Source organism: Actinophytocola sediminis, from assembly GCF_054779715.1.
In genome coordinates this window covers 1-23,455 of record NZ_BAAGXS010000099.1, presented here as the reverse complement: position 1 = coordinate 23,455, position 23,455 = coordinate 1, and the positions used below count along the sequence as shown (strand labels likewise).

26 protein-coding genes are annotated in these 23,455 nt (G+C 71.4%); 18 read left to right on the top strand and 8 right to left on the bottom strand.

Annotated elements, in window-relative coordinates; genetic code table 11:
- Positions 1-30: 30 nt before the first annotated feature.
- The gene (locus ACYVIP_RS42270; RefSeq protein WP_460406743.1) at positions 31-1,155 is read right to left on the bottom strand and encodes a winged helix DNA-binding domain-containing protein; all 1,125 of its coding nucleotides are present in this window, start codon (positions 1,153-1,155) and stop codon (positions 31-33) included.
- A gap of 63 nt (positions 1,156-1,218) precedes the next feature.
- Between ACYVIP_RS42270 and ACYVIP_RS42265 the strand changes: the two genes are divergently transcribed.
- The 4 genes from ACYVIP_RS42265 to ACYVIP_RS42250 all read left to right on the top strand — a co-directional run bounded on the left by ACYVIP_RS42265 (position 1,219) and on the right by ACYVIP_RS42250 (position 4,413).
- Entirely contained in the window at positions 1,219-2,169 is a 951-nt protein-coding gene (locus ACYVIP_RS42265) for a helix-turn-helix transcriptional regulator (RefSeq protein WP_460406787.1), read from the top strand.
- Positions 2,170-2,257: 88 nt separating this feature from the next.
- Positions 2,258-2,677 carry a YciI family protein gene (locus tag ACYVIP_RS42260; protein ID WP_460406741.1) on the top strand — a complete coding sequence of 140 codons (420 nt, stop codon included), beginning with the start codon at positions 2,258-2,260 and terminating at the stop codon, positions 2,675-2,677.
- Between the two features lie 5 nt (positions 2,678-2,682).
- Positions 2,683-3,099 carry a YciI family protein gene (locus ACYVIP_RS42255; protein WP_460406740.1) on the top strand — a complete coding sequence of 139 codons (417 nt, stop codon included), beginning with the start codon at positions 2,683-2,685 and terminating at the stop codon, positions 3,097-3,099.
- A gap of 42 nt (positions 3,100-3,141) precedes the next feature.
- The gene (locus ACYVIP_RS42250; protein ID WP_460406739.1) at positions 3,142-4,413 is read left to right on the top strand and encodes an RNA polymerase sigma factor; all 1,272 of its coding nucleotides are present in this window, start codon (positions 3,142-3,144) and stop codon (positions 4,411-4,413) included.
- Positions 4,414-4,415: 2 nt separating this feature from the next.
- Here ACYVIP_RS42250 and ACYVIP_RS42245 read toward each other — a convergent pair whose 3' ends face one another.
- Together ACYVIP_RS42245 and ACYVIP_RS42240 are read right to left on the bottom strand one after the other, a co-directional pair.
- Positions 4,416-5,273 (bottom strand): aldo/keto reductase, encoded by an 858-nt coding sequence (locus tag ACYVIP_RS42245; RefSeq protein WP_460406738.1) that lies wholly within the window; start codon positions 5,271-5,273, stop codon positions 4,416-4,418.
- Positions 5,274-5,442: 169 nt separating this feature from the next.
- Entirely contained in the window at positions 5,443-6,330 is an 888-nt protein-coding gene (locus tag ACYVIP_RS42240) for a 2-hydroxy-3-oxopropionate reductase (protein WP_460406737.1), read from the bottom strand.
- A 249-nt stretch (positions 6,331-6,579) separates the two neighbouring features.
- Here ACYVIP_RS42240 and ACYVIP_RS42235 point away from each other — a divergent pair, with 249 nt between their 5' ends.
- Positions 6,580-7,215: a GntR family transcriptional regulator gene (locus ACYVIP_RS42235; RefSeq protein WP_460406736.1), complete on the top strand. Its 636-nt coding sequence runs from the start codon at positions 6,580-6,582 to the stop codon at positions 7,213-7,215.
- A gap of 1 nt (position 7,216) precedes the next feature.
- Here the strand turns inward: ACYVIP_RS42235 and ACYVIP_RS42230 are convergent, their stop codons facing one another.
- Positions 7,217-7,504, bottom strand: a complete 288-nt coding sequence (locus ACYVIP_RS42230) for a putative quinol monooxygenase (RefSeq protein ID WP_460406735.1) — start codon at positions 7,502-7,504, stop codon at positions 7,217-7,219.
- Positions 7,505-7,760: 256 nt separating this feature from the next.
- On the opposite strand from ACYVIP_RS42230, the gene ACYVIP_RS42225 reads away from it, so the two are divergent.
- Positions 7,761-8,834, top strand: coding sequence for an alcohol dehydrogenase catalytic domain-containing protein (locus tag ACYVIP_RS42225; protein ID WP_460406734.1), 1,074 nt, complete (start codon positions 7,761-7,763; stop codon positions 8,832-8,834).
- 36 nt (positions 8,835-8,870) lie between these two features.
- On the opposite strand, the gene ACYVIP_RS42220 is transcribed toward ACYVIP_RS42225, so the two are convergent.
- On the bottom strand, positions 8,871-9,068 hold the full coding sequence (locus ACYVIP_RS42220; RefSeq protein WP_460406733.1) for a ferredoxin: 198 nt from the start codon (positions 9,066-9,068) through the stop codon (positions 8,871-8,873).
- 118 nt (positions 9,069-9,186) lie between these two features.
- Here ACYVIP_RS42220 and ACYVIP_RS42215 point away from each other — a divergent pair, with 118 nt between their 5' ends.
- The 7 genes from ACYVIP_RS42215 (at position 9,187) to ACYVIP_RS42185 (ending at position 13,397) form a co-directional block, all read left to right on the top strand.
- Positions 9,187-10,305, top strand: coding sequence for an NAD(P)/FAD-dependent oxidoreductase (locus ACYVIP_RS42215; protein ID WP_460406732.1), 1,119 nt, complete (start codon positions 9,187-9,189; stop codon positions 10,303-10,305).
- Between the two features lie 95 nt (positions 10,306-10,400).
- Positions 10,401-11,345 (top strand): ribose-phosphate diphosphokinase, encoded by a 945-nt coding sequence (locus ACYVIP_RS42210; protein WP_460406731.1) that lies wholly within the window; start codon positions 10,401-10,403, stop codon positions 11,343-11,345.
- A 154-nt stretch (positions 11,346-11,499) separates the two neighbouring features.
- Complete coding sequence (locus ACYVIP_RS42205; protein WP_460406730.1) at positions 11,500-11,667, top strand: DUF5670 family protein; 168 nt, start codon at positions 11,500-11,502, stop codon at positions 11,665-11,667.
- Between the two features lie 95 nt (positions 11,668-11,762).
- Complete coding sequence (locus ACYVIP_RS42200; protein WP_460406729.1) at positions 11,763-12,212, top strand: hypothetical protein; 450 nt, start codon at positions 11,763-11,765, stop codon at positions 12,210-12,212.
- Complete coding sequence (locus tag ACYVIP_RS42195; protein ID WP_460406728.1) at positions 12,209-12,394, top strand: hypothetical protein; 186 nt, start codon at positions 12,209-12,211, stop codon at positions 12,392-12,394. The genes ACYVIP_RS42200 and ACYVIP_RS42195 overlap by 4 nt, the downstream gene beginning before the upstream one ends.
- Positions 12,387-12,632, top strand: a complete 246-nt coding sequence (locus ACYVIP_RS42190) for a hypothetical protein (protein WP_460406727.1) — start codon at positions 12,387-12,389, stop codon at positions 12,630-12,632. The genes ACYVIP_RS42195 and ACYVIP_RS42190 overlap by 8 nt, the downstream gene beginning before the upstream one ends.
- Before the next feature lie 96 nt (positions 12,633-12,728).
- The gene (locus ACYVIP_RS42185; RefSeq protein ID WP_460406726.1) at positions 12,729-13,397 is read left to right on the top strand and encodes a lysophospholipid acyltransferase family protein; all 669 of its coding nucleotides are present in this window, start codon (positions 12,729-12,731) and stop codon (positions 13,395-13,397) included.
- 6 nt (positions 13,398-13,403) lie between these two features.
- On the opposite strand, the gene ACYVIP_RS42180 is transcribed toward ACYVIP_RS42185, so the two are convergent.
- Positions 13,404-13,973 (bottom strand): TetR/AcrR family transcriptional regulator, encoded by a 570-nt coding sequence (locus tag ACYVIP_RS42180; RefSeq protein WP_460406725.1) that lies wholly within the window; start codon positions 13,971-13,973, stop codon positions 13,404-13,406.
- A gap of 102 nt (positions 13,974-14,075) precedes the next feature.
- Between ACYVIP_RS42180 and ACYVIP_RS42175 the strand changes: the two genes are divergently transcribed.
- Genes ACYVIP_RS42175 through ACYVIP_RS42165 form a run of 3 tightly spaced genes read left to right on the top strand, consistent with a single transcriptional unit; the run spans position 14,076 to position 17,316 of the window.
- Positions 14,076-15,662: an MDR family MFS transporter gene (locus ACYVIP_RS42175; protein ID WP_460406724.1), complete on the top strand. Its 1,587-nt coding sequence runs from the start codon at positions 14,076-14,078 to the stop codon at positions 15,660-15,662.
- A 14-nt stretch (positions 15,663-15,676) separates the two neighbouring features.
- Positions 15,677-16,153 carry a universal stress protein gene (locus ACYVIP_RS42170; protein WP_460406723.1) on the top strand — a complete coding sequence of 159 codons (477 nt, stop codon included), beginning with the start codon at positions 15,677-15,679 and terminating at the stop codon, positions 16,151-16,153.
- 50 nt (positions 16,154-16,203) lie between these two features.
- Positions 16,204-17,316, top strand: coding sequence for a glycoside hydrolase family 3 N-terminal domain-containing protein (locus ACYVIP_RS42165; RefSeq protein WP_460406722.1), 1,113 nt, complete (start codon positions 16,204-16,206; stop codon positions 17,314-17,316).
- A gap of 47 nt (positions 17,317-17,363) precedes the next feature.
- Here the strand turns inward: ACYVIP_RS42165 and ACYVIP_RS42160 are convergent, their stop codons facing one another.
- Positions 17,364-19,553 (bottom strand): MMPL family transporter, encoded by a 2,190-nt coding sequence (locus ACYVIP_RS42160; RefSeq protein ID WP_460406721.1) that lies wholly within the window; start codon positions 19,551-19,553, stop codon positions 17,364-17,366.
- Positions 19,554-19,719: 166 nt separating this feature from the next.
- On the opposite strand from ACYVIP_RS42160, the gene ACYVIP_RS42155 reads away from it, so the two are divergent.
- Positions 19,720-20,340 (top strand): TetR/AcrR family transcriptional regulator, encoded by a 621-nt coding sequence (locus tag ACYVIP_RS42155; protein WP_460406720.1) that lies wholly within the window; start codon positions 19,720-19,722, stop codon positions 20,338-20,340.
- 23 nt (positions 20,341-20,363) lie between these two features.
- On the opposite strand, the gene ACYVIP_RS42150 is transcribed toward ACYVIP_RS42155, so the two are convergent.
- Positions 20,364-22,727, bottom strand: a complete 2,364-nt coding sequence (locus tag ACYVIP_RS42150; RefSeq protein ID WP_460406719.1) for a CDP-alcohol phosphatidyltransferase family protein — start codon at positions 22,725-22,727, stop codon at positions 20,364-20,366.
- A 128-nt stretch (positions 22,728-22,855) separates the two neighbouring features.
- Here ACYVIP_RS42150 and ACYVIP_RS42145 point away from each other — a divergent pair.
- Positions 22,856-23,455, top strand: a 600-nt coding sequence (locus ACYVIP_RS42145; RefSeq protein ID WP_460406718.1) for a class I SAM-dependent methyltransferase, incomplete at its 3' end; no start/stop codon positions are given.

Genomic DNA, 23,455 nt, shown 5'->3' with positions numbered 1-23,455 from the left:
CCCGACAGGCCCCAGCAGTTGTCCACAGGGTCAGGCGTGGCCGCCGACGGTCACCTCGCCGATGGTCAGTTCCGGCTTCGCCTCGAGGATCTCGCCGACCCGCTCGACCTGCTCGTCCAGCGCGGCGCGGCGGTAGCGGCCGAAGGGCTCGACGGTCAGCTGGACCTTCTTGCCCGACCGGCGCTGGTGCCAGCGGCCGCGCACGACGCCGTCGATCAGCATCACCTGGAAGTTCCCGGCGGCGCGGGTGGCCGCCTGGCCGGGGTAGAGCCGCGGCCGGTCGTTGCCCACGGCATAGGCGTAGGTGTCGAAGTAGGGCAGCAGCACCAGCCCGCGCGGCGGGTCGGCCGGCGGATCGGTGTCGCCCTGCCACACCCAGGCCCGCTCGCCCTCGACCGCCACCTCCGTCAGGGAGTCCGCCAGTTCGGTGAACATCGCGCGCGCCCACGCCGGCGGCGCGGCGGCCCAGTTCGCGAATCTGGCCGGGGTCGACGGGCCGAAGGCGTGCAGGTAGGCGCGCAGCACCTCGGCCGGTGCCGGGGCCGCCGGAGCGAAGCCGGGGATCAGCCGGCGCGGGTTGGTGTAGGTGACCTTGCGGCCGCGGCCGGGACCGAAGCACAGCGCGCCGCGCATCCCGGCCAGGTGCATGGCCTGGCGCCAGCGCGGCCACTTGCCGCCGAACGCCTCCATCACCGGGTCGCCCGCCCACGAGCCGCAGGCCGCGACGACCGCCTCGGACAGCTCGTCGACGGTCAGCTCCGCGTCGGCCACCGCGTGTTCGACCGCGGCCAGCACCTGCTCGGTCTGCTCGCCGGTCAGCCGGGCGTGCTCCGGTGGCTGGCCGCCATGGAACGGGATGGTGGCCAGCGTGCCGGTCCACCTCGGCAGGTCCCTGGCGGCCAGCAGGTGCACGGTGCCGCGTGGGCCGAACGTCTTGATCAGGCTGTGGTCGGTCCACAGCGCCGTGCGCACGGTCTGGCGGGTCGCGCCGGCCAGCCGCAGCCCGATCGACAGCTCGGCGGCGGACATGACCTGCGCGTGGGTGCCGGCGACCTGGGCCACCACGTCGGCGGGACCGGTGGTGAACTGGCTGGTCAGCCCGTGTCGGGCGAGGCGCCTGGCGCAGACCTGGGCCCAGGTGAACGTGGTGGTCATACCGGCGACGCTAACGTCCGTATAGGTCAGGTCGTGTCCTAGATGGGTGGCATCGTGGTCGGCGTGCGTGATCCCTCCGGCAGGCTGCTGGCGCTGCTGTCGCTGCTGCAGACCCCGCGCGAGTGGCCGGGCAGCGAGCTGGCGCACCGGCTGTCGGTCAGCCCGCGCACGGTCCGCCGCGACGTCGAGCGCCTGCGCGACCTGGGCTATCCGGTGCACGCCAGCATGGGCGCCGATGGCGGCTATCGGCTCGCGGCCGGCGCGGCGATGCCGCCGCTGCTGCTCGACGACGAGGAGGCGGTGGCCATCGCGGTCGGCCTGCGGGCCTCGGCCGGGCAGGCGGTCGCCGGCATCGAGGAGGCGTCGGTGCGCGCGCTGACCAAGCTGGAGCAGGTGTTGCCGGCACGGCTGCGCTACCGGGTCGGCGCGCTGGGCTCGGCCATGGTGGCGGTGGCCGGCGCGGGCCCGGCCGTCGAGCCGGAGACGCTGACCACGGTCGCCGCCGCGATCGCCAACCGGGAGCGGGTCCGGTTCTCCTACCGCGCGGGCGACGGCGCCACCAGCCGCCGGCAGGTCGAGCCGAGCCGGCTGGTCGCCGTCGACCGTCGCTGGTACCTGCTCGGCTACGACACCGACCGCGACGACTGGCGGATCTACCGGCTCGACCGGGTCACCGATCCGGTGGCCACCGGCGCCCGGGTCACCCCGCGTGAGCTGCCGGCCGCGGACGCCGCCACCGTCGTCACCTCGAGGCTGTACTCGACCGTGCCGACCTATCCGGCGGTGGTCACGCTGCACCTGCCGGCCGAGGCGGTGCCGGCCTACCTCGGCGGGGAAATCACGCCGATCGACGCCGGACACTGCCGCTGGGAGAGCGCGGCTGACACCATCGGATGGTTGGTTCACCGGCTGCTCACGCTCGGGTGCGAGTTCCGCGCGCACGAGCCGCCGGAGCTGGTGGACCAGCTGGCCACAGTGGCTGCCCGGGCCGCCCGCGCGGCCGGCGGGAAATAGTCTTGGCGACGTGTCGATCCGGCGTCGGTGCGTTCGACGCCTGGTTGACACCGGAACTGACCGAAGGGGAGTGACACCGTTGCGTTTCATGATCATCCGCAGGGCGGACGCGGACACCGAGGCGGGGGTGCCGGCCAGCGAGGAGCTGTTCGACGCCATGTCCAGCTACAACCAGGAGCTGATGAAGGCGGGCGCGCTGCTGGACGGCGCCGGCCTCGCGCCATCGTCCACGGGCGCCGCGGTCGATTTCCGCGACGGCCGGGTGACCGTGGTCGACGGCCCGTTCGGCGAGGTCACCGAGCTGGTCGCGGGCTACACGATGGTCCAGGCCGACTCGCTGCAGGACGTGATCGAGCTGGCCAAGCGCTGGCCGACGCTGGATGGCAACGGCAACGTCGAGCTGGAGATCCGCCGGGTCGGCGAGCTGGACGACTACGACATGAGTGACGAGCTCAAGGAGACCGAGCGCCGGCTGCGCGCCGACACCGAGCAGAACCGAGGGGTGTGAACGACATGCGATTCATGGTGATGGTGCGCGGCACCGAGGACGGCCCGGCGCCGGACGAGGCGACCTTCGCGGAGATGGCGCGGTACAACGAGGAGCTGGTGAAGGCGGGCGTGATGCTCGCCGGCGAGGGCCTGATGCCCTCGTCGGACGGCGCGCTGGTCAAGTTCCGCGACGGCCAGCCGACGGTGATCGACGGCCCGTTCGCCGAGGGCAAGGAGCTCGTCGGCGGCTTCTGGATCCTGGAGGTGAAGTCGCGCGAGGAGGCCATCGAGTGGATCAAGCGGGTGCCGGCGGACCCGACGGTCCCCGGGCGCATCGAGATCCGCCAGCTGCTCACCCTCGACGACCTCGGCGACGCGGCCACCCCGGAGCTGCGCGCGCGGCAGGAGCAGATCGAGGAGCAGCTCAAGCAGGGCAACTGAACCCGGTTGCCGTGGTGTTCGCGGCTCTGCTCTGATGGGGTCGTGGCGACGCTGGAGGCGAACCGGACGGTCGAGGCGGTGTGGCGGATCGAGTCCGCCAGGGTGATCGCCGGCCTGACCAGGATGGTGCACGACGTCGGGTTGGCCGAGGAGCTGGCGCAGGACGCGCTGGTCGCGGCCCTTGAGCAGTGGCCGGAGTCAGGTGTCCCGGACAATCCGGGCGCCTGGCTCATGGCCATCGCCAAGCGGCGGGCGATCGACCAGTTCCGGCGGCGGGAGACTCTGGAACGCAAGGTCGTCGAGATCGGCCGCGACCTGGAGACCCAGGAGCCGCCATCGGCCGAGCCGGACTTCGACGCCATCGACAGCAACATCAGCGACGACCTGCTGCGGCTGGTGTTCATCTCCTGCCATCCGGTGCTGTCCACCGAGGCCAGGGTGGCGCTGACGCTGCGGCTGCTCGGCGGGCTGACCACCGACGAGATCGCGCGCGCGTTCCTCACCCCGGAGTCCACGATCGCCCAGCGGATCGTGCGGGCGAAGAAGACCCTGGCGAAGAAGAAGGTCCCGTTCGAGGTGCCGGACGCCGCCGAGCTCGGCGAGCGGCTCGCGTCGGTGTGCGAGGTCGTGTACCTGGTCTTCAACGAGGGCTACTCGGCCACCGGCGGGTCGGACTGGATGCGCCCGACACTGTGCGAGGACGCGATGCGCCTCGGCCGGATGCTCGCCGAGCTGGTGCCGGCCGAACGCGAGGTGCACGGCCTCATCGCGCTGATGGAGATCCAGGCGTCGCGTGCCAAGGCGCGGATCGGGCCGTCCGGGGAGCCGGTGCTGCTGTTCGACCAGGACCGGGCCCGCTGGGACCAGCTGCTGATCCGCCGAGGGCTGGCGGCGTTGGCCCGCGCGGAGCGGCTGCCCGGCCAGCCGGCCGCCTACGAGCTGCAGGCCGCCATCGCCGCGTGCCACGCCAGGGCCAACACGCCGGAGCAGACCGACTGGACCAAGATCGCCGCGTTGTACGCGCGGCTGGTCCAGGTGCTGCCCTCGCCGGTGGTCGAGCTGAACCGGGCGGTGGCGATGTCGCGGGCCTTCGGTCCCGCGACCGGCCTGCGCATCGTGGACGAGCTGCTGACCGAGCCGTCGCTGGCCAACTACCACCTGCTGCCCAGCGTGCGCGGCGACCTGCTGGCCAAGCTGGACCGGCACGCCGAGGCGAGCGCCGAGTTCACCCGCGCCGCCGAGCTGACCCGCAACGAGGCCGAGCGGCGGCTGCTGCTCGACCGCGCGCGGGACTCCGCCGGCAGGGCGGGCTGAGCTCAGCCGTCCAGTCTGGCCAGTTCCGCCGCGCTGAGTGTCAGCTCGACCGCCTTGGCCGAGTCCTGGATGGTCTCCGGGCGCGACGAGCCGGGGATCGGGATCAGCGTCGGCGACTTGGCCAGCATCCAGGCCAGGCAGACCTGGTGCGGGCCGACCCCGTGCGCCTGGCCGATCTCGGTGAACGGCGCGAACCGGGAGCCGAGCGCGCCGGCGTTCTTGATGCCACCGAACGGGCTCCACGGCAGGAACGCGATGTCCAGCTCGGTGCAGCGGGTCAGCTCCGGCTCGCTGGACCGGAAGGCGGGGGAGAACTCGTTCTGCACGCTGGCCAGCCGGCCGCCGAGGATCTCGTTGGCCAGCTCGATCTGGTCGACGCTGGCGTTGGACACGCCGGCGTTGCGGATCTTGCCGGCGTCGAGCAGATCGCGCAGCGCGCCGATGGACTCGGCGTAGTCGACCTTCGGGTCCGGCCGGTGGAACTGGTAGAGCCCGATGGCCTCGACGCCGAGGCGCTTGAGCGAGGCGTCGCAGGCGCGCTTGAGGTGGGCCGGCGACCCGTCGAGGGTCCAGGAGCCGTCGCCGGGGCGCAGGTGCCCGCCCTTGGTGGCGATCAGCACCTGGGAGGTGTCGCCGCCGTAGCTGGCGATCGCGCCCGCGATCAGTGACTCGTTGTGGCCGACCTCGTCGGCGCGCACGTGGTAGGCGTCCGCGGTGTCGAAGATCGTGATTCCGGCGTCGAGCGCGGCGTGCACGGCGGCGACCGAGCGCGCCTCGTCCGGCCTGCCCTCGATCGACATCGGCATCCCGCCGAGCCCGATGGCGCTGACCTGGACGTCACCGATACGGCGAGTCTGCATGGCTTCCCTTCCGCCGAGTGTTGTCCTACCCAGCTTCCGCGTTCTGGATCACGGTGTCCAACCAGTGTCCTGTCCAACCAGCACCGCAGGGACGCTTCCCCGTGGCGCCGCGCCGGCTGCGATGCCCTGAATGGGGCATTGGCGACGTTCAGCGTCCTGAATGGGGCATTCAGGGCAGTTGGTCCCGGCCGGACAGGCGGCGGACGTTGCGGATCAGGGCTGAGTGGTCGAGGGCGCCGTCGCCCTGGGCGCGGGCCGCGGCCATCAGCTGGGCCACCGCGGCGCCGAGCGGGATCACCACGCCCGCCGCGCGCGCCGAGTCGACCACGATGCCGAGATCCTTGTGGTGCAGGTCGATCCGGAAGCCGGGGGTGAACTCGTCGGCCACCATGCCGGCCGCCTTGCGGTCCAGGACCGTGCTGCCGGCCAGCCCGCCGGCGAGCACCTCGATCGCGCGGTGCTGGTCGACCCCGTGTGCGGCGAGGAAGGTCAGTGCCTCGGCCACCAGCTCGATGGTGCCGGCGACGATCAGCTGGTTGGCGGCCTTCACCGTCTGCCCGGAGCCGGCCGGTCCGACGTGGACGATCGTCGCGCCGAGTACGTCCAGCAGTGGGCGGGCGGCCGCGACATCGGCCGGGTCGCCGCCGACCATGATCGACAGCGTGCCGTCGATCGCGCCCTGCTCGCCGCCGCTCACCGGCGCGTCGAGCGCGCGCAGGTCGGCCTCGGCCGCGCGCTCGGCGACCGTGCGCGCGGTGGCCGGGGCGATGGTGCTCATGTCGATCAGCAGCGCGCCGTCGCTCGCCGACTCCAGCACGCCGCCGGGGTCGAGCACCACCGAGGCCACGTCGGGGGAGTCCGGCAGCATGGTGATGATCACCTCGGCGTCCGCGACCGCGTCGGCCACCGAGTCGGCCGCGATACCGCCGGCCTGCGCGAATCTGGCCCGCTTCGGCTCGCTACGGTTGTAGCCGACGACGTCATGGCCGGCCTGGACGAGGTTCGTGGCCATGGGCAGGCCCATGATGCCGAGTCCGATGAACGCGATCCGGGTCATGGCCCGCACGGTACCGGTCGACGGGTGCCCGGTCGCACAACGATATGTTTCCGCATGATTATCACCGATCCGAAATGGACAGGACAATTGTGGTCATTTCTATGACCACAATTGCCGGAAAACGTTGACGACTCGCGAAAATCAGCCAAGAATGCCCTCTATCGGCGGACACCGGGGTAACCGCCACGACGCACGAGATGGGGAGAATGTGTCATGGCGTCCGCCAGGACAAGCCGTTCTATCGTACGAATGCCGGAAGCGGTAAACAAGATCACACCGTACCAGCGGCTCAAGGAAGCCATCCGGTCGGGAGATCTGCGTCCTGGCCAGCAACTGGTCGAGTCCGCGCTGGCCGAATGGTGCGAGGTCAGCCGAACGCCGATCCGGGAAGCACTGTCCAAGTTGCAGCATGACGGTCTGGTCGAGCGCAGTGAGCGCGGCCTGGTGGTGCGCGAACGCGGTCCGGAGGAGGTGCTCGACATCTACGAGACCCGGATCGCGTTGGAGGGCACCGCCGCCCGGCTCGCCGCCGAGCGGCGCAGCGCGCACGACCTGATGCTGTTGCGCCGGGCGCTGGCCAAGCTGGAGTCGGTGGCCGAGGGCGACGTCGAGGCGATGGTCGAGACCAATCGCCAGTTCCACACCGCGATCTGGCGGGCGAGCCGCAACGTGTCGCTGATCGACCTGCTGGAGCGGCTGGACCTGCACCTGGCCCGCTACCCGGCGACGACGCTGTCCAGTCCGGGACGCTGGGGACGGTCCAACGACCAGCACACCGCGTTGGTGGCGGCGATCGACGCCAGGGACAGCGACACCGCGGAGAAGCTCGCACTGGAGCACTTCACCGAGGCGCGGGACATCCGGCTGTCGCTGTTCGACGGGTGACCTACGGGGTGGCGGTCAGTCCGAGACCACCGGCGATGTCGATCTCCTGGCTGGTGAACTCCCCGGTGAGCAGCGGCATCGCGGCGGCGATGGCGGCCTTGGTCGCCGGCTGGTGGAGCGCGGCGTCGTGCTCGGCCTTGCTGCCCCAGACCTCCTGTACCCAGATGAGGTCGGGGTCGTGCTCGGCGGTGCCGACGACGTAGAGCTCACAACCAGCCGCGCGCAGGCCGTCCTGACCGCTCAGCAGCAGGCGCACCACCTCGTCGCGTCCGCCGGGCTTGGTCCGCATGGTTCCCAGGTATCCGTATCGTGCCACGAGGACCGAGCATGGCATGGCGGCCGCCGCGGCCGATTGTACGAACGCGACAATCCCGGTGCGCAATTCCGGAATGGACGTCCGCGGACCGCTATTCCGGCACAGTCCCACTTGTGCGACGCGCCCAGTAGGACACCGACCTGGACACCGGTACTGGCTCCCCGGTGCCCTGGCCAGTCATCCTGGACGGGTATAAACGGCCGGCAGATCGACGAACCGAGGGAGACCGATGGTCAGGGCAGCGGTGCTGATGCGACAGGGCGATCCGCTCGAGGTGTGCGACATCGTGCTCCCCGATCCCGGCCCCGGCCAGGTCCGGGTCAAGATCGCGGCCGCCGGCGTGTGCCACTCGGACCTGTCGCTGGCCAACGGCACCCTCGCGCCCACGATGCCCGCCGTACTCGGGCACGAGGGCGCCGGCACGGTGGTGGCCGTCGGCCCCGGGGTCGACCGGGTGGTCGTCGGCGACCGGGTGGTGCTGAACTGGGCGCCCGCGTGCCGGGCGTGCTGGTTCTGCGAGGAGGGCGAGCCGTACCTGTGCGTGCATGCCGAGGAGCGCGCCGCCCAGCCCTACGCGACGCTGGCGGACGGCACGCCGGTGTACCCGGGCCTGGGGACCGGCGCCTTCGCCGAGGAAACCGTTGTCCCCCAACAGGGTGTGGTGCCGATCCCGGCCGACGTGCCGTTGGCCGAGGCCGCGTTGCTCGGTTGCGCGGTGCTCACCGGCAACGGCGCGGTGCACAACACGGCGCGGGTCCGGCCTGGCCAGTCGGTGCTGGTGATGGGCCTCGGCGGGGTCGGCCTGTCGGTGCTGCAGGCCGCGCGGGCCGCCGGCGCGTCGCCGATCATCGGCGTGGACGTCACCGAGGCGAAGGCGGCGCTGGCGATCCTGCACGGGGCGACCGAGTTCGTGCGCGCGGACGAGACCACCAGCAAGTCGGTCCGCCGGCTGACCGGCGGCCGAGGCGCCGACCACGCCTTCGACTGTGTCGGCCAGCCGGCGACCATCCGCGCGTCCTGGTCGGCGACCCGGCGCGGCGGCACGGTGACGGTCATCGGCGTCGGCAGCCGCAAGAGCCCGGTGGAGTTCAACGCGCTCGAGCTGTACTGGTTCGGCCGCACGCTGCAGGGCTGCGTGTACGGGTCGAGCGACCCGGACGTGGACGTGCCCCGGCTGCTCAACGAACTGGCCGAGGGGCGGCTGGACATCGCCTCCCTGGCCACCCACACCACCGACCTCGGTGGCGTGAACGAGGCGTTCGACCGGTTCGGCAGCGGCGGCCGGACGATCGTGCGGTTCTGAGCCCCTCGGTCAGTCCGCTGGTCAGTCCTCGATCATTCAGTCCTCGATCATGGAGATGGCCTGGCTGGGGCACATCTCGATGGCCTCCTCCACCGCGGCGCGATGGGCGCCGTTGACGGTCTCGGTCAGCAACACGACAGTGCCGTCGTCGTCGCTCTGATCGAAGACGTCGGGCTCGGTCAGCACGCACTGGCCAGCGCCAACACAGCGGGCGGTGTCCGCAACGACTCGCATGTCTTGTCTCCTCCTTCGGCTGTCAAAACCGTACCGTGTGTGACCGGCATCGCCATCGGGCGTTGTCACGAACCGTCGCGCCGCCCCGTCCACCAGGCGACGCGAAGGGAGAAACACCATGACGAACACCGTGACCAACATCGTGGTTGTCGGTGCCGGTTACGCGGGTCAGGTGGCCGCCAACCTGGCCGCGAGGCAGTCCGGGACCAGCGTGACGCTGGTCAACGAGCGGGACCGGTTCGTGGAGCGGGTGCGCCTGCACCAGCTGGCCGCCGGACAGCAGCTGCGCGAGCGCAAGCTCGCCGACCTGCTGCGGGGGACCGGCACGCGGCTGGTCGTCGACCGGGTCACCCGGATCGACCCGCTGGCGCGGCGGATCGAGGTGGCGGCGGGGGAGCCGCTGGCCTACGACGTGCTGATCTACGCGCTGGGCAGCAGGGCCGACCTGGAGTCGGTCCCCGGCGTGGCCGAGCACGCGTACACCGTCGTCGGGGCCGAGCAGGCGGCCGCGTTGCGCGCGCGGGCCACCACCGCGGGCACAGCCACCGTGATCGGTGGCGGCCTGACCGGCATCGAGGCGGCCACCGAGCTCGCCGAGTCGTTGCCGTCGTTGAAGGTGCGGCTGATCACCGGCGACGTGCTCGGTGAGCGGCTGTCCGAGCGCGGCCGGCGGCATCTGCGCCGAGTGTTCACCCGGTTGGGGATCGACGTCCTGGACCAGGCCCTGGTGGCGGAGGTGCGCGCGGACGGGGTGGTGCTCGCCGACGGGGAGCACGTGCCCTCCGACCTCGTGGTCTGGACCACCGGGTTCACTGTGCCGGCGCTGGCCGCCGAGGCCGGCCTCGCGGTGGACGACCACGGCCGGATGGTCGTGGACGACACGCTCCGCTCGGTGTCGCATCCGGACGTCTACGCCGTCGGGGACGCGGCCGCGGTGCGCCTGGCCGACGGGCAGGAGCTGCGGATGGCGTGCGCCACCGGGTTGCCGGTCGCGCAGCAGGCGGTGCGGGCGATCGTGGCCCGTCAGGCCGGCAGGACGGTGAAGCCGATGCGGTTCCGGTATGTCAACCAGTGCATCAGCCTCGGCCGCAAGGACGGGCTGATCCAGTTCGTGCACCGGGATGACAGCCCGCGCGAGGCCGTGCTCACCGGCAGGCTGGCCGCTTTCTACAAGGAGGTGGTCGTGCGCGGGGCGTTGCAGATCCAGCGCCATCCGTCGGTGCCGACCTCGTTCTGACGGGGTTCTGACGTGACCTCCGTTGCCCGATCGACTCCCCGCTCCGACCAGTACGATGCGCCACGGGCGTGGCTGGTCGAGCAGGGGAGTCGTTCGTGCGGGACATCGCGGTCTTCAGTGGCAGCGCGCATCCGGAGTTGGCGGCGGAGATCTGCGCGCACCTGGAGGTGCCGCTGCGCCCGGTCCGGGTCGAGCGGTTCGCCAACGACTGCCTCGAGGTCCAGCTGCAGGCCAACTGCCGCGAGCGGGACGTGTTCCTGATCCAGCCGTTGGTGAACCCGGTGCAGGAGAACCTGGTCGAGCTGCTGTTGATGCTCGACGCGGCCAGGGGCGCGTCGGCCGCGCGGACCACGGTCGTGCTGCCGCACTACGCCTACGCGCGCTCGGACAAGAAGGACGCCCCCCGGATCTCCATCGGCGCGCGGCTGGTGGCCGACCTGCTGGTGTCCGCCGGCGCCAGCCGGGTGCTCGCGATGACGCTGCATTCCCCGCAGGTGCACGGATTCTTCAGTGTGCCGGTCGACCACCTGCACGCGCTGCGCGAGCTCGCGGCCTACTTCACGCGGCTCGACCTGTCCAACTCGGTGGTGGTGTCGCCGGATCTGGGCAACGCCAAGGAGGCATCGCACTTCGCCCGGCTGCTGAACGTGCCGGTGGCCGCCGGTGCCAAGCAGCGCTTCGCCGACGACAAGGTCACCATCTCCGACATCATCGGCGACGTCTCCGGCCGGGACGTGATCGTGCTCGACGACGAGATCGCCAAGGGCAGCACGGTGATCGAGCTGCTCGACCGGCTGCGCGAGCGCGACGCCAGGTCGATCAGGGTGGCCTGCACGCACGGGCTGTTCGCGGCGGGCGCGTTGCAGCGCATCGGGGAACAGCCCGACGTCGTCGAGATTGTGTGCACCAACACGGTTCCGGTGCCCAACGGGCACCGGACACCGAAGCTGACCGTGCTGTCCATCGCGCCCGCGCTCGCCGAGGCGATGCGCCGAATCCACAATGGAGAGTCGGTCAGCGCGTTGTTCGACGCCCCGTAGGGCGTACAGGACCGGAGGACAATACCCGTGGCGGGCACGGCAAAACCCGCCAGATGGCCGAGTTTTTCCTTGTCTGGCAAGGGTAGCCGTGGGGCGTCGGCGGTTCACCGAATTGGCCGCCGGCCCGACAACAAGGAAGAAGGCTCTAACGATCATGCTTCCGCTGATTCTGGTGCTGCTCGTCGTCCTGGCTCTGTTCGGCGCGGGATTCGCCATGAAGGCACTGTGGATCGTCGCCGGTGTGCTGCTTGTCGTCTGGCTGCTCGGCTTCGTGATGCGTCGCCCGGCCGCCGGTGGGTCCGGTCGCTGGTACCGCTGGTAACTCCTTCGGCTGATCCCCTGGATTGATCCCCCATGGTTTGCCAGCGCATGGCCTGGGCACCCTCACCGCGACCGGCAGGGAAGGAGCACCCCGGTATGCGTAGAGCAACGGCTGCCCAGGCCACCGCGCATCGCCTGGTCCACTGTGTGCTGGACAGTGACGCGGATGGCCTGTCCAAGGCGCTTGAGACCGTCGCCGACCAGGGCGAACAGCTTCGGCCCTATGTCCGGGACGTGGTCGCCGAGCTGATCCAGGTGGCCGCCACCGCGGTGCGCGACACCGCGGGCACGGCCAGTGGGGAGATCGCCTTCGCCGTCGACCTGCGCGGCGAGGACGACACCCAGCTGTCGGTCGACGAGCTGGCGCCACCGGTGCGGGCGACGGTGCGGGCGCTGCTGGCCGACCTCAACGGCAACCAGGAGGACGCCGCGTTCCAGCTGGATCTCGTGGTGCGCAAGTTGGATCCGTTGACCGGGCTGGACACCGTGCGGCGCGCGCTGACCATGACCGTCGCGCTGCTGCAGTGGACCGGTGACCCCGCGTGAACCCCGAGCCGAGTGCGGACGAGGCCGACATCCTCGAGCAGTCCCGGGAGGTCGGCGCGGACACCGGAACGGACACCGAGCAGGAGCCGCCGGCGACCGCGGATGCCGAGGCGGACTCGGCCGATCTGCACGACCAGAGCCTGCCGGTGCCCGCCGACGACGAGGACCGGCGCGATGGCTGACGATGCTGGTGATGATGCTGGTGATGATGCTGCCGAGCAGGCATGGGACCCGGCCACGTTGAACACCGCAGAGGGGACCGACGAGGACGAGCTCGGCGTCGACCCGCTGGAGAAGGGCATCGAGCCGCCGGAGCACTGGTCGGGCGCGGACCGCTTCGGCACCACCCCCAGCGAGCAGGAGCAGGGCGAGGGCCTTGACCGCAAGCTCGCCGCCGAACGCCCCGATGTGGAGCCCTGACGGTCAGCCGTGAGCGAGCCGTGGATCGCTCGTGTCCCGGATCGGTGACCGGCCGGCGTGGCATGCTGGTCGGTAGTCCGAGACCGGGAGAGACCTGTGCTGCACCAGTTAGTCCGTTATGTCCTGGCCCCCCTGGCACGGCTGGTCTACCGGCCGACGGTGCGTGGCCTGGCCAACGTGCCGGTCGACGGCCCGGTGATCCTGGCGGCCAACCACCGTGCGGTGCTCGACACCGCGGTGATCTCGCTGGTGGTGCGCCGGCGGGTGCGGTTTCTCGGCAAGGCGGAGTACTTCACCGCGCGTGGCGTGCGCGGCCGGCTGATGGCCGTGGCGATGTCCGGCCTCGGCTACATCCCGGTCGAGCGGGGCAACGCGCACGCCGGGCTGGCGGCGCTGAACGCGGGCCAACAGGTGCTCAACGCGGGCGGGGTGTTCGCGATCTACCCCGAGGGCACCCGGTCGCTGGACGGCCGGCTCTACCGGGGGCACACCGGGGTGGCGGTGCTGGCGTTCACCACCGGCGCGCCGGTGGTGCCGGTGGCGCTCACCGGGACCGAGCGGCTGATGCCGCGTGGCGGCAGGATCCCGCGACCGGCAAAGGTCACCGTCCGGTTCGGCGAGCCGATGGACTTCTCCGGCTGGACCGAGCACAACCTGCGCGCGCGCCGGGCGGCGACCGACGAGGTGATGGCCGCGATCCAGGAGCTGTCCCGCCAGGAGTACGTGAACAGCTACCACCGGCGGCCGGACGAGCACATCGCCTGAGCCTGGTCAGGCGAACCGGACCCGGTCGAGCAGCCGGTCGACCAGGTCGGGCAGCGGCACCCCGCCCGCGCTCTCGAACCACAGCGTGCCCGCCGTGCGCACCACCGCCAGGAACGTCGCCGCCATCAACCTGGCCAGCTCCACGTCGGCCAGGCCGCGCGCCACCAGCACGTCGACCAGGTCGTGCTCCAGCGCCAACTGGTCGGCTGCCTGCCTGGCCAGCAGCGACGGATGCCGGCGAAGCAACCGCAGCTGGGCCACCCACTCCGGGGCGCGCTGGGCCCGCCGGTCGTACAGCTGGACCGCGCTGTGCCGCAGCGCCGTCCAGGCGTGCTCGGTGGCCGGTCGGTCGCGCACCAGCTCCAGCAGCCGCCGGGTGCGCTCGCGGTCGGCGTGCAGGACCGCGTCCTCCTTGTTGGCGAAGTAGTTCGAGAACGTGCGCCGGGACACTCCCACCTCGTCGGCGATGTCCTCCACGGTCACGCCGTCCAACCCGCGCGCCACCGCCAGCCGCAGGGCGGTCTCGTGCAGCGACTTCCTCGTCGCCGCTTTCTTACGTTCACGCAGAGTGCTCACGGGCTCCACGGAATAGCACCCTATCCGCTCGTGTTAGATTCCTTGTGAGCAATTTTGCCCAATGCGCAAATCGGGCGTCAACCCAGGAGGAGGACCGAGGGGATGGGTGAGGCCAGACCACAGGCCACGGCGGAGGTCGGCAGCGAGCCGATGCCACACCGCCAGGTGCTGGAGTCGCTTTCCGGCCTGTTGCTGGTGCTGTTCGTAGCGATGATCAGCTCGACCGTGGTGTCCACGGCCCTGCCGCTGATCATCGGCTCGCTCAACGGCTCGCAGGCGCAGTACACCTGGGTGGTCACCGCGACGTTGCTGACCGCCACCGCGAGTACCCCGATCTGGGGAAAGCTCGCTGATCTGTTCAACAAGAAGACGCTCGTCCAGGTCGCCATCGGGATCTTCGTGCTCGGCTCGGTGGCCAGCGGGTTCGCCCAGAACGCCGAGCAGCTCATCGGGTTCCGCGCCCTGCAGGGCCTCGGCGTCGGTGGCCTGCAGGCACTCGTCCAGGTCGTGATAGCCGCGATCATCCCGCCGCTGCAACGCGGCCGCTACAACGGCTACCTCGGCGGGGTGATGGCCGTCGCCACGGTCGGCGGGCCGCTGCTCGGCGGGCTGATCGTCGACGTGCCGTGGCTGGGGTGGCGCTGGTGCTTCTTCGTCGGCGTGCCGATCGCGGTCATCGCGTTCGTCGTGCTGCAGAAGACCCTCAAGCTGAAGACCGTCCGCCGGGACGACGTGCAGATCGACTACGCGGGCGCTGGGCTGATCGCGGTCGGGGTCAGCGTGCTGCTGATCTGGGTCTCCTTCGTCGGCAACTCGTTCGACTGGCTGTCCTGGCAGACCGCGGCGATGGCCGGGGGCGGGGTGGTGCTGCTCGCGGCGGCCACGGTGGTCGAGTCCAGGGTGCGCGAACCGGTGGTCCCGCTGCGGATCGTGCGCACCAGGACCGCGTCGCTGGCGATCCTGGGCAGTCTCGCCGTCGGGCTCGCGATGTTCGGTGGGGCGGTGTTCCTCGGCCAGTACTTCCAGATCGGCCGCGGCTACTCGCCGACCGAGGCCGGCCTGTTGACGATCCCGATGATGGCCGGCGTGCTGGTGGCCTCCACCGTGGCCGGCCGGATGATCAGCCGGTCCGGGCGGATCAAGCCCTATGTGGTGACCGGTGCGGTCGTCCTGGTGCTCGGGTTCCTCGGGCTCGGCACGATCGACCACGACACCTCGCTGGTCATCGTGTCCGGTGCGATGCTGCTGGTCGGCGTCGGCGTCGGGATGACGATGCAGAACCTGGTGCTGATCGTGCAGAACTCGGTGCCGCTGCGCGATCTCGGCGCGGCGAGCGCGTCGGTGACCTTCTTCCGCTCGCTGGGCGGCACGATCGGCGTGTCGGTGCTCGGCGCGGTGCTGGCCAACCGGGTCACCGCCGACCTGACCACCGCGATGCGTGGGCAGGGCCTGACCCAGGGCGGGGACACCAGCGCGCTGAATCTGGCCGCGCTGCCGCCGCAGGTGCAGGACATCGTGCGGGTGGTGTACGGCGACGCGACCGCGCACATCTTCATCATCGCCGCCGGGGCCGCGTTCGTCGGGTTGATCGCGGCACTGCTGCTCAAGCCGGTCACCCTGCGGAACACGATCGACCTCGAGGAGACCAAGAAGCAGGACCAGCCGGTCAACGACCCGATCACGAGGTAGGGGAGCGATACGGCATGGACCCCGAACCCGCCGGCGTGTTCGAGTCCACAGTGGAGCGTTTCGGGCCGAGGTCGACCGCACCGAACACGATCATGGTCGGCGTCGACGGTTCGGACACCGCGATGCGGGCGGCGGCCTACGCGTTCGGCCTTGCCGGGCGCCAGGGCTACCGCCTGCTGGTCGCGCTGATCGGCACCTGCTCCGCACTCGCGCTGAGCGGTGCGGCGATGGCCTTCGAGCAGCGCACGTTCACCCTGCTGCGGGCGGAGTTGCGCGACGAGGTGCGGGAGCGGGCCGAGGAGTTGGGCGTCGCGGTCACGTTCGTCGTGCGCTACGGCGACCCGTACTCCAGCCTGCGGGAGGTGGCCGACCGGTGCCAGGCCGACACCGTGGTGGTCGGCGCGTCCACCAGCGCGGGGCATCGCATCGCCGGCTCGGTGGCCACCAGGCTGATCCGCGCCGGTCGCTGGCCGGTCGTGGTCGTACCGTGAGGTAGTTAGAAACTTACGGTCTGTTGCATTGTTGAGTTACTCTCGAACTCATGCGCCAAGGACTGAGCTTCCGACTGCTGGCGGGGATAGTCGCACTCGGGGTGGTCGCGGTGACCAGCGGCCAGGCCGAGCGCGACGCCACCGTGGCCGAGCTCGCCTTCGCCAGACAGGCCGCCGGTCAACGGGTCGTCTACTCGTATCCGGGGCTGGTGCCGCCGGCGAGCCTGCTGGCCAGCATCCGTGCGGGCGAGGCCGCCGGGGTGATCTTCTTCGGTGAGAACGTGTCCAGCGCCGAGCAGATCGCCGCGGTCGTCGAGCAGCTGCGGGCTGCCGCCGCGCAGAGCCCGGTGCGCGAACCGCTGTTGCTGATGACCGACCAGGAGGGCGGGCTGATCCGCCGGCTGCCCGGCGAGCCCGCGCTGTCGCACAAGGACGTCGGACTGTCGGCGGACCCGGGCGCGGCGGCGACCGACGCCGGGCGCGGCGCGGGGGAGAACCTCGCGGGTGTCGGGCTGAACGTCAACCTCGCGCCCGTGCTGGACGTGTTCCACGAGCCGGGCGACCTGATGGACAACTACGAGCGGTCGTTCAGCTCGGACCCGTCGGTGGTCGCCACGCTGGGGGCGAACTACGTGCGCGCCCAGCAGGCAGCGGGCGTCGCGGCCACGGTGAAGCACTTCCCCGGGCTCGGCCCGGCGGACGCGACCGACAACACCGACCAGAAACCGGTCACCCTGCCCGTTGACCTCGACACCCTGCGCACCGTGCACGAAGCTCCTTACCAGGCCTCGATCTCGGCGGGCGCGAAGCTCGTCATGCTGTCCTGGGCGGTGTATCCGGCGGTGGACGGCGCCCGCCCGGCCGGCCTGTCCACTGTGGTCATCGAGCGGGAACTGCGTGCCCGCAACGGGTTCACCGGGGTCACGATCACCGACGCGTTGGAGGCCAACGCGTTGCGCGACTACGGCTCGACCGGCAACCGGGCGATACTGGCCGCACAGGCGGGCGCGGACCTGATCCTGGCCTCGGCCCGCGACGTCGACCAGGGCGACGCGGCGGCCACCGCCCTGGCCACCGCCCTCGCCGACGGCACCCTGGACCCCGCCGCCTTCGGCGACGCCCTGGCCAGGGTCAACACCCTCCGCGCCGGCTTGATGCCCTGAATGGGTCATTGGGGACGGTGAGCGTCCCCAATGACCCATTCAGGGCCCTAGACCGGCACCGGGGTGCGGTCGGGCTGCTCGTCGCGTGGGGGCTCGACCAGTCGTTCGCCCTCGACGTCCACGTTGGGCAGCAACCGGTCCAGCCAGCGGGGCAGCCACCACGCGCTGCGGCCGAGCAGCGCCATCACCGCCGGCACCAGCGTCATCCGGATCACGAACGCGTCCACCGCGACCCCGACCGCGAGCGCGAAGCCGATCGACTGGATCAGCGTGTCCTCGGCGAACACGAACCCGGCGAACACGCTGGTCATGATCAGCGCGGCGGCCACGACCACCCGGGCGCCGTGTCGGAAACCGCTGATCACGGCCTCCTCCGCGGGAGCGCCGTGCACGTACTCCTCGCGCATCCTGGTCACCAGGAACACCTGGTAGTCCATCGCGAGTCCGAACAGGACACCGATCAGCAGGATCGGCAGCATGCTCATGATCGGCCCGGTGCTCTCCACGCCGAGCAGGTCGGTCAGCCACCCCCACTGGAACACCGCGACCACCGCGCCGAAGGTCGCCGCCACCGAGCCGAGGAAGCCCAGCGTCGCCTTGAGCGGCACCAGCAGTGAGCGGAACACCAGCATCAGCAACAGGAACGCGAGCCCGACGACCAACAGCAGGTAGGGCAGCATCGCGTCGGACATCCGGTCGGAGACGTCGATGTTGGCCGCGGTCTGCCCGGTCACCGACAGCCGTGCGCCGGTGTCGTCGGCCAGTCCGCCCGCGGCGTCGCGGATGTCGGCGACCAGGTCCTCGGTGGCCGGGTCGCTCGGGCCGGTGTCCGGGATGACGTTGAGCAGCGCGGTGTCGCCCGCCGGGTTGAACCGCGGCGGGGTGACCATGCCGGTGTTGTCCAGCTCGTCGATCCGCTGCATGGCCGTGGCGGCCGCGGCCTGCTTGTCCCGGCTGTCCGCGACGTCGACGACGACCACCAGCGGGCCGTTGAGCCCTGGCCCGAAGGAGTCGCTGACCAGCTCGTAGGCCTTGCGCTCGCCGGAGTCCGGCGCCGCGGTGCTGTCGTCGGGCAGGCCGAGCTGCATGCTCATCGCCGGCACGGCCAGCACCAGCAGCCCCACCACCGACGCCACCAGCATCGAGACCCGGTGCCGGGAGACCAACCGCGCCCACCGCTCGCCCATGCTGGGCGCACCCGGCTTCGGCCCGCCACGCAGACCGGGGAGCCGGCCGCGCACCTTGTCGCCGGCGAAGCCGAGCAGCGCGGGCAGCAGGGTGAGCGCGATCAGCACGGCGACCGCGACGGTGATCGCGGCGGCGATGCCCATCTGGGCCAGGAACGGGATGCCGATGACGGTCAGCCCGGCCAGCGCGATGATCACCGTGAGGCCGGCGAAGATCACCGCGGAGCCCGCGGTGCCGGTCGCCCTGGCGGCGGCCTGCTCGTGGTCGCGGCCGTCGGCCAGCTCACTGCGGTAGCGGGAGACGATGAACAGCGCGTAGTCGATGCCGACCGCGAGCCCGATCATCAGCGCGAGCACCGGGGTGTTGGCGTTGAGCTCGGTGAACCCGGACACGGCGGTGATGCCGGCCATGCCGACGCCGACGCCGACCAGCGCGGTGAGCAGGGGCAGCCCGGCCGCGAGCAGCGAGCCGAAGGTGATCACCAGGACCAGCGCGGCGACCGCGACGCCGAGGATCTCGGTCGCGCCGGTCTCCGGCGCGCCGCGTACCGCGTCCCCGCCGATCTCGACCAGCAGGCCATCCCGCTCACCGACGGCCGCGGTCGCCAGCAGCGCCTCGCGGTCGGCGTCGGTCAGCTCGAAGGCCTGTTGGTCGTAGCCGACCTGGACCAGCGCGACCCGCCCGTCCGGGGAGATGGCCCCGGTCTGGAAGGGGTCGGCGACCTGGGTGACCTCCGGCGCGTCACCCAGCGCGGCGACGACCTTGCCGACCGCGACCTGGTTGGCCGGCTCGGCCAGCGTCTGGCCTTCGGGGGCGGCGATCGCCACCCGGCCGGTCGCGCCGCCGACACCGGCCTCGGGAAAGGTCGACTTGAGGTGGTCGATGGCCCGCTGCGCCTCGGTGCCCGGGATGGACACCGCGTTGGACAGCTGGCCGGACAGCCCCACCGCGCCGATGCCGAACACGATCAGCAGGACCGTCCAGATACCGGTGACCAGCCAGCGGCGCCGAAAGGACGCGCGGCCGAGCCGGTAGAGGAATGTTGCCACCACAAACTCCCGGGGCTTCGCTCGGATTCGATCCCTGTCGAAGCTAGCCGAACGGCAAGCGCGCGCCAAGCCGATCGGCAAGTATGTGACTTGCCGCACGGCAAGTTGGGCACTTGTCGATCGACAAGCTGAGAGAGTATGCTGGATTTCTCAGCGAGGAGGTCCGATGACGCCTGTGACCACGGTCGCCGCCCGCGCGGGCGACACCCGCGACCGGTTGCTCGAGACGGCACTCGCGTTGTTCACCCAACACGGGGTCGAGGGCACCTCGCTGCAGATGATCGCCGATGCCCTCGGGGTCACGAAGGCGGCGGTGTACTACCACTTCAGGACCAAGGACGAGATCACCGAGGCGGTGGCCGAGCCCGCGTTGCGCCAGCTCGGCACGATCGCCAAGGAGGCCTCCGCGCTGCGGCGGCGGGGGGCCCAGGTCGACCACGTGCTCGCCGGCATCGTCGAGCTGGTGGTCGAGCACCGGGCACTGGCCGCGGTGTTCTCCAGCGACCCCGGGGTGGCGCGGGCGCTGGAGCGTTCCCTGCACGACGGCGAGAACGTCAAGGAGTGCCTGACCGACCTGCTGTGCGGTGCCAACAGCGCTGCGAACGGCGCTGCGAACGGGGACGCGGACAGCGACCCGGCCGCGAAGGTCGCCGCACACGTGGCGATGCTCGGGATCGCCCTGGCCGGCGGCTCACCCGCCCTGGCCGACCTCACCGACGACGAGCTGCGCCGCCACCTCCTGGAGGCCGGCAGGCGCCTGCTCGGCAGGCCCCGCCGCCGCGAGTGAACCGCCGCGAGTGAACCCCCTGGTCAGCCCGCCTCGTGGCCGGCGGCGGAGCGGGCCGGGTCCGACTGGGGGCTGAACGTGCGCAGGAACCGGTCACGGAAGGTGTCCATCGGCCACACCGTCGCGGTCGGCGACGGCAGCATGCCCGGCTGCCACTCCCAGGACGCCATCCGGTCGAGCACCGCCTGGTCCCTGGTGATGATCGAGATCGGCACGTCCCACGGCGCGTCCTTGCCGGCCACGATCGGCGCCGGCTGGTGGTCGCCCAGCATGATCAGCACCAGGTCGTCGTCCCCGTGGGTCTCGACGTAGGAGATCAGCGTCTCCAGCGAGTACTCGACCGCGTCGCCGAACGCGTGCTTGACCTTCGTCGGGTCCGGCCAGATCTCCTTGGACGGCGTGGACTCGGCCGGCTGCGGGTCGAACACCGAGCCGTCGCCGACCTCGTCCCAGTCGACCATCGACGGCAGCGGCGCCCACGGGGAGTGCGACGAGGTCAGGTCCAGCTCGGCCATCACCGGCGCCCGGTCCGGCCGGTCGCGCTCGGTCCGCTCGAAGTGCGCCATGGCGAACTGGTCGGGCATCTTCGAGTACGCGAACTGCGGACCCTGGTAGCCGACGTTGTTGGCGTCGTAGACCTGGTCGTAGCCGAAGTACTCCGCCTCCGGCCAGTCCCTGGTGATCTGCGGCGCGACGCACACCGTCCGCCAGCCTGCCCGCCGGAACGCACCGGACAGCGTCAGCCGGTCGCCCGCGGTGAGGGCGTCGTAGCGCTGCTGGTTGTTGATCCACAGCCCTGACTGCAGGGTGCCGTGCGCGAACCAGCTGCCGCCACCGGAGGTCGACGACTCGAGGAACGCGCTGCGTGACTCGAAGCCGGCGCCGCGCAGCCGGTCGGTGCCGTCGTTGAGCAGCGCGGTGATCTCCGATGAGATCTCGGGGTCGTCCAGCGCCACCCGACCGTAGCTCTCCACGAAGGTCACCAGCACGTCCTTGCCGGCCAACGCGGTCAGCAGGTCGCTGCCCCTGGTGTGCCGGAAGTCGTCGTCGGCGGCCTCCTTGGCGAAGGCCATCGGGTCGAGCAGCCCGGCCCGGATCTGGCGCGCGTCCTGATACGCCGCCGACATCGCGCTGCGGGCGGCCACCGGCGTGTTGTCCGTGATCTGCACGCCGAACATCGCGCAGATCATCCACACCAGGCCGAACACGGTGACCGCGCGGGCCGCGCGCATGCGGTTGTCGACCGCCACCCGCGACATCCGCAGCACCGCCCAGCTCATCAGCACCAGCACGCCGATCGCGAGCGCCACCGCCGCGACCACGACCAGGTTCGCGCCCAACGCGCCGATCGAGTCCCGCAGGAACTCCACCCCGGGGCCGAGGAAGGTCCAGTCGAAGATCGGGTCGAACGGCCTGGCCAGGGTCTCGTAGAAACCCATGTCGAAGAACTTCATGATCGTCAGCAGGCCGAGGCCGACACCGGCCACCACCGCCATCACCAGCCGGGGCCTGCGCGGCAGCACCACCGCCATGCCGGCGATGAGGATCGCCTCGACCGGCAGCCGCAGGAACGTCGCCGGCGTGAACAGGCTGAGGTCGTTGGGCGCCAGCAGGGCGAACAGCACCAGCACCCAGGCCAGCCCGGTGGCCACCCGCCCGGTGAACCGGCGTAACGGCGTCCGCTCCTTGACCTCGACGACCCGCTGGGCGCGCAGCCACACCAGGTCCCGGCCGAACGACCAGAGCAGGACCACCAGCGCCAGCCCGACGACCAGCCCGGAGCCCAGCGGTGGGAGCAGCGTGGACGCCGCGACGACGAGCACCACCCCCTGGACCGCCGCGACGGTCTTGCGCAGCAGGCTGGGCGGCAACGGCGCCCGCAGCCAGCCGAACACCCGCCCGGCGGCCACCCACAGGTACCGCATGCCGCCGATGGCCAGCACCCACGGCCCGAGGTCGCCAGCCACGTGCACGCTCAGCACCATGATCAGGAACGCGTCGACCTCCATGTCGAACCGCGCGCCGAACGCCGAGATCGTGTTGGTGTGCCGCGCGACCCGGCCGTCGACCGCGTCCAGCGCGAGCGCGACCGAGGTGACCACCACCAGCAGCGCGACCGGCGCCGAGCCGTCGACGACCAGCGCGGTCACCCCGCCGACGAGGACCGCTCTGCCGATGGTCACCAGGTCGGCCGGGCCGAACGACGCGACGTCGAACCGCCTGCTCGCGACGATGAGCGCGGTCGCGCCGAGCACGCCGTACACCAGTCCGGCCAGCCAGCCTGCCTGGCCGAGCGCGCCGAGCGCCGCCAGCAGGCCGAGCAGCAGCGCCTGGGCGCAGGCCGCGGCGACCAGGGTGCGCGCTGGGGACGCTGTCAGTAGGGCCACGCGATCCTCCTGAGTTCGTGGTCTCGCCCTCCATACGTCCCTACTACCCGAACGGTTCTATCGCGCGATGAACTTCCTGGTGACCGTGGACGTGTTTAGTGGGAGGGAGTCGACCCGAGTGGAGGACCGTGCACACCGAGTTCGCACCAGAGTGGCTGGCGCTGCGGGAGGCCGCCGACGCCGCCGCGCGCAGCGAGGATCTGCTCGAACCGCTGCGTGACCAGCTGACCGGTCCGCTGGTCGTGCGCGACCTCGGCTGCGGCACCGGGTCGATGGGCCGTTGGCTCGCGCCCCGGCTGCCCAACCCCCAGCACTGGATCCTCACCGACCGCGACCTGGCGCTGCTCGGGCACGCGGCCGCCAGCCTGCCGGTCCCTGCGGTGACCGTGCGGCGTGACCTGACCGAGCTGACCTCGGCCGACTTCGCCGGCACGTCCCTGGTGACCGGCTCGGCGCTGCTCGACCTGCTCACCGCCGAGGAGGTCGACGACCTGGCCGGCGCCTGCGTCACCGCCGGGCTACCCGCGCTGTTGACCCTGTCGGTGTCCGGCCGGGTGGAGCTGGACCCGGCCGACCCGCTGGACACCGAGGTGGCCGCCGCGTTCGACGCCCACCAGCGGCGGACCGTGGCCGGTCGCCGGCTGCTGGGCGCCGAGGCGGTCGCGGCGGCGGACGCGGCGGTCGAGGGCCGGGGCGCGGTGGTGCACCGGCGGCCGAGCCCGTGGCGG